Source organism: Dietzia sp. DQ11-44 (genome assembly GCF_014145205.1).
Lineage (GTDB): Bacteria > Actinomycetota > Actinomycetes > Mycobacteriales > Mycobacteriaceae > Dietzia > Dietzia natronolimnaea.
In genome coordinates this window covers 1-4,523 of sequence record NZ_JAALEC010000234.1, presented here as the reverse complement: position 1 = coordinate 4,523, position 4,523 = coordinate 1, and the positions used below count along the sequence as shown (strand labels likewise).

Annotated in this window: 4 protein-coding genes; 1 reads left to right on the top strand and 3 read right to left on the bottom strand. The window is 70.0% G+C overall.

The annotated features are described in order from the left end of the window. The coding region (locus G6018_RS06825; protein ID WP_182639224.1) for an acetyl-CoA carboxylase biotin carboxylase subunit at positions 1–1,429 on the bottom strand (1,429 nt) is incomplete at its 3' end. A gap of 8 nt (positions 1,430–1,437) precedes the next feature. Continuing rightward, positions 1,438–3,027, bottom strand: a complete 1,590-nt coding sequence (locus G6018_RS06820; RefSeq protein ID WP_182616608.1) for a carboxyl transferase domain-containing protein — start codon at positions 3,025–3,027, stop codon at positions 1,438–1,440. 321 nt (positions 3,028–3,348) lie between these two features. Between G6018_RS06820 and G6018_RS06815 the strand changes: the two genes are divergently transcribed. Next, entirely contained in the window at positions 3,349–3,639 is a 291-nt protein-coding gene (locus tag G6018_RS06815) for a DUF1540 domain-containing protein (RefSeq protein WP_179525853.1), read from the top strand. 49 nt (positions 3,640–3,688) lie between these two features. On the opposite strand, the gene G6018_RS06810 is transcribed toward G6018_RS06815, so the two are convergent. Then, positions 3,689–4,366: a hypothetical protein gene (locus tag G6018_RS06810; protein ID WP_182639223.1), complete on the bottom strand. Its 678-nt coding sequence runs from the start codon at positions 4,364–4,366 to the stop codon at positions 3,689–3,691. Positions 4,367–4,523 lie beyond the last annotated feature (157 nt).

Genomic DNA, 4,523 nt, shown 5'->3' with positions numbered 1-4,523 from the left:
GGGCCCAGCGCTCCTCGGTGCGGTGCATGGCCACGGCGACCAGTGCACCCTCGGGCGCCGGGGTGGCGGTGTAGTCGTCGAGGGTCCGATCGAGCAGACCCGTGTCGAGGTCGCCGGCGACGACCTCCGGCTGGGAGAGCAGGAACCGGCAGAAGTCGATGTTGGTCCGCAGGCCCAGCACGTGGGTGCCGGCCAGCGCGGCGTCGAGCCGGGCCAGTGCCTCCGCGCGGTCGGAGCCGTGGGCGATGACCTTGCCGAGCATCGGGTCGTAGTCGCTGCCGACGACCGTGCCGACGCGCAGGCCGGAGTCCACGCGGATGCCGTCGCCCGAGGGCTCCTCCAGACCGAGCACGGTGCCGCCGGTGGGCAGGAAACCCTTCGCCGGGTCCTCCGCGTAGACGCGGGCCTCGATCGCGTGGCCGGTGAGGGTGATGTCCTCCTGGCGCAGCGTCAGTTCCTCGCCCGCGGCGATGCGGACCTGCCAGTCCACCAGGTCCACGCCGGTCACCATCTCGGTGACCGGGTGCTCGACCTGCAGACGGGTGTTCATCTCCATGAAGAAGAACTCGTCCGGGGCGTTGGCCGAGACGATGAACTCGACCGTGCCGGCGCCCACGTAGCCGACCGAGCGGGCGGCGTCGCACGCGGCGGTGCCGATGCGCTGGCGGGTGACCTCGTCGAGCAGCGCGCTGGGCGCCTCCTCGATGACCTTCTGGTGGCGGCGCTGCAGAGAGCACTCACGCTCACCCAGGTGGATGACGTTGCCGTGGGTGTCGGCGAGGACCTGCACCTCGATGTGGCGGGGAGTGTCGACGAACCGCTCCAGGAACAGCGTGTCGTCGCCGAAGGCGCCCGCCGATTCGCGGCGGGAGGAGTCGAGCGCGGCGCGCAGGTCCTCCGGTCGCTCCACGCGTCGCATGCCCTTGCCGCCGCCGCCCGCGGACGGCTTGACGAGGACCGGGTACCCGACCTCGTCGGCGCCGGCCACCAACTCGTCGTCGGTCAGTCCCGGTCGCGAGATCCCCGGCACGGTGGGCACGTCACGCTCCGACACCGCCGATTTGGCGGTGATCTTGTCACCCATGGTCTCGATCGCCGACGCCGGCGGCCCCACGAAGATCAGGCCCGCCTCCTCGAGCGCCCGCGCGAACCGCGAGTTCTCGGACAGGAAGCCGTATCCCGGGTGGACGGCCTGCGCGCCGGTCCGGCGGCACGCGTCGATCACCTTCTCGAAGTCCAGATAGGACTGCGAGGCCTGGGCCGGGCCCAGGCGGACGGCGGCATCGGCCATGCGCACGTGGAGGGCGTCCGCGTCCGCATCGGAGTAGACGGCGACCGAGCGGATACCCGCGGCCCGCAGGGAACGGATCACGCGACACGCGATCTCGCCGCGGTTGGCCACCAGAACGGTGTGGAGTTTCTGTGACATAGCTCGACTCACATCCTGAAGACGCCGTTGTTGACCGGCTCGAGGGGGGCGTTGGCCGCGGCCGCGAGGGCCAGGCCGAGGACGGTACGGGTGTCGGCGGGATCGATGATCCCGTCATCCCACAGTCGGGCCGTGGAGTAGTACGCGGTGGACTGCTCCTCGAACTGCTCGCGGATCGGCGCGGTGAACTCGGCCTGCTGCTCGTCCGTCCACTCCCCGCCCGACTTGGTGACCTGCGCGGCGCGCACCGAGGCGAGGGTGTCGGCCGCCTGGGGCCCGCCCATCACGGCGATCTTCGCGTTGGGCCACATCCAGAGGAACCGCGGGGAGTACGCACGGCCACACATGGAGTAGTTGCCGGCACCGAACGACCCGCCCACGACGATGGTGAACTTGGGGACCCGCGCGCACGCCACGGCCGTGACCATCTTGGCGCCGTTCTTGGCGATGCCGCCCGCCTCGTACTGACGGCCGACCATGAAGCCGGTGATGTTCTGCAGGAAGACCAGGGGGATCTTGCGGCGGTCGCACAGTTCGATGAAGTGCGCACCCTTGAGCGCGGACTCGGAGAAGATGACGCCGTTGTTGCCGATGATCCCCACCGGATGCCCGTGGATCCGCGCGAACGCGGTCACCATCGAGGCACCGTAGTTCTCCTTGAACTCGGTGTACTCGCCGCCGTCGACGATCGTGCCGATGATGTCGCGCACGTCGTAGGGCTGGCGGGAGTCGACCGGGACGAGGTCGTAGAGGTCGGACTGCGGGCGGGCGGGCTCGCGGGGCTCGAGCACCTCCCAGTCCGGCTCGGGCGCCGGCGGGCAGGTCGCCACGATCTGGCGGACCTTCATGAGCGCGTCGTAGTCGTCGTCGGCCAGGTGGTCCACCACACCGGAGGTCTTGGCGTGCAGGTCGCCGCCACCGAGCTCCTCGGCGGTGACCTCCTCGCCGGTGGCCGCCTTCACCAGCGGCGGGCCGGCGAGGAAGATCGTGCCCTGGTTCCGGACGATCACGGCCTCGTCACTCATCGCCGGGACGTAGGCGCCGCCGGCGGTGCACGAACCCATGACCGCGGCGATCTGCGGGATGCCCTTGGCGGACATGTTCGCCTGGTTGTAGAAGATCCGGCCGAAGTGGTCGCGGTCCGGGAAGACCTCGTCCTGCTGCAGGAGCATCGCCCCGCCGGAGTCCACGAGGTAGATGCACGGCAGGTTGTTGGCCATCGCCACCTCCTGGCCACGCAGGTGCTTCTTCACCGTCATCGGGTAGTAGGTGCCGCCGGAGACGGTCGCGTCGTTGGCGATCACCAGGCACTCGCGCCCGGAGACCCGGCCGATCCCGGCCACGACACCGGCGCCCGGCGCCTTGCCCCGGTACATCTCCTCGGCGGCCAGCGGGGACAGCTCGAGGAACGGGCTACCGGGATCCAGGAGGACGTCCACCCGCTGGCGGGCGAGGAGCTTGCCCCGCTCGAGGTGCCGGGCACGGGCCTTCTCCCCACCGCCCAACGCGGCCCGCTCGAGGCGGTCGCGGAGGTCGGAGAGGAGCTCCTCGTGCGCCTGGCGATTGGTGGTCGGGTGATCGGTGGTCGCGGAAGTCATCAGCGCCGCTCCCTTTCAGTTAAGTCGGATTAACTGAGTTCGACCATAGTGCCATGGCTCACAGATGTCCAGAGGGGGATCGGAGACCACACACGCCACCGGGAGGCGGCGGGGGTACGCGGTCCGCGGAGCTCACACCGCGGACATTCAGGGAAAGCGCTGGTCAGATGCTTAGGCTAACCTGACCTAGCACAGGCTCTCCTTGCTTGCAAGTCGAGCCGATCAGGGGTTGACTCGGTGGCACCGACGGTCCGCGGCAACCGGATCGGCACCACCGGGAACACCCACCGGGAACACCCACCGATACGAGGAGCAACCGCCATGGCCACTCTCACCGGAATCAGCAACTGCACCGTCACCACGTGCTCGTTCAACGCCGACGCGGACTGCACGGCCCCGGCGATCACCGTGGCGGGATCACCCGACCACGCCGAGTGCGGGACGTTCATCTCGCTCGACGTCCGGGGCGGCCTCCCCACCGCGAGCGCGCACGTCGGCGCCTGTCAGCGCGTGGAGTGCACGCACAACAAGGACCTGCTCTGCTCGGCGGAGTCCGTGACGATCGGCTCCGGCGCGGACACCGCCGATTGCCTCACCTACTCCCCCGCGTAGGCGCCGCCGGCACGTGGGCCGGGGCGTCGGCCGGGATGTGGCCCGGGACTCAGCTCGCCCGGGCCACGTACTGGCCCATCTCGCGGACCACGTCCCCGACGGACTGCGCCCGGGTCATGAACGGCAGGTGCACGACATCGGCGTCGCGCCCGAGTGCGGTGAGAAGGTGGAGGCCGTCCGGGTCGACACCGAGGACGAACGGCGGGTGAGCCGGGTCGCCCGATCCCGCCAGGATCGCCAGGTGTTCCCCGAATCGCGCCCGGATCTCGTCCGCGAGACCGGGCGCCTCGGACGCCAGCGGGTCCGAGGGCACCGCGTCCAGGTCGCGGGCGAGAACCGTCCCCTCGTGGCCGAGACGGCGCACCTGCAGCTCGCCGAGCTCGATCTCGATCTCGACGACCCACCCCTCGCCCTGGCGTGACGCACGCGCCACCCCGAAACCGTAGAGGCTGGCGACGTGCACCTTCGCCTCGACGATCGGAGCGAACTCGTCGATCATCACGACCACCTCGACCGAGGAGCCCGGCTCCACGATCAGACCGGACCACGGTGCGGGGGCCCCGGTGACGACGACGGCGCCTCCGCCGATCCAGCGGTGCTGCGCGGAGACCATGACGTCCGAGCGGTCCCGGGTGCCACGGACGGCGACCGTGGCGATGCCCGCCCCGTCCAGAAGACGTCGGGCGCCCGTCACGACCGGATCCGACACGATCGGGTGCACTGCCATTGTTCGCCCTCCACGGGTCGCCAGCTACACGGCGAGATCTCGGGTACGAGAATAAGGTGACGCTCGCCTAAGTAAGGTACACCTAAGATGCACGAGTAGCCCGGCCGTTGTCAAGGGGGACGCCCTACAGTGGACGCGTGACCGACACCACAGCCGA

Bases quoted from the DNA above. Each gene is read 5' to 3' on its own strand.
- G6018_RS06820 (WP_182616608.1), bottom strand. From the start codon at position 3,027: ATGACTTCCGCGACCACCGATCACCCGACCACCAATCGCCAGGCGCAC.
- G6018_RS06815 (WP_179525853.1), top strand. From the start codon at position 3,349: ATGGCCACTCTCACCGGAATCAGCAACTGCACCGTCACCACGTGCTCG.
- G6018_RS06810 (WP_182639223.1), bottom strand. From the start codon at position 4,366: ATGGCAGTGCACCCGATCGTGTCGGATCCGGTCGTGACGGGCGCCCGA.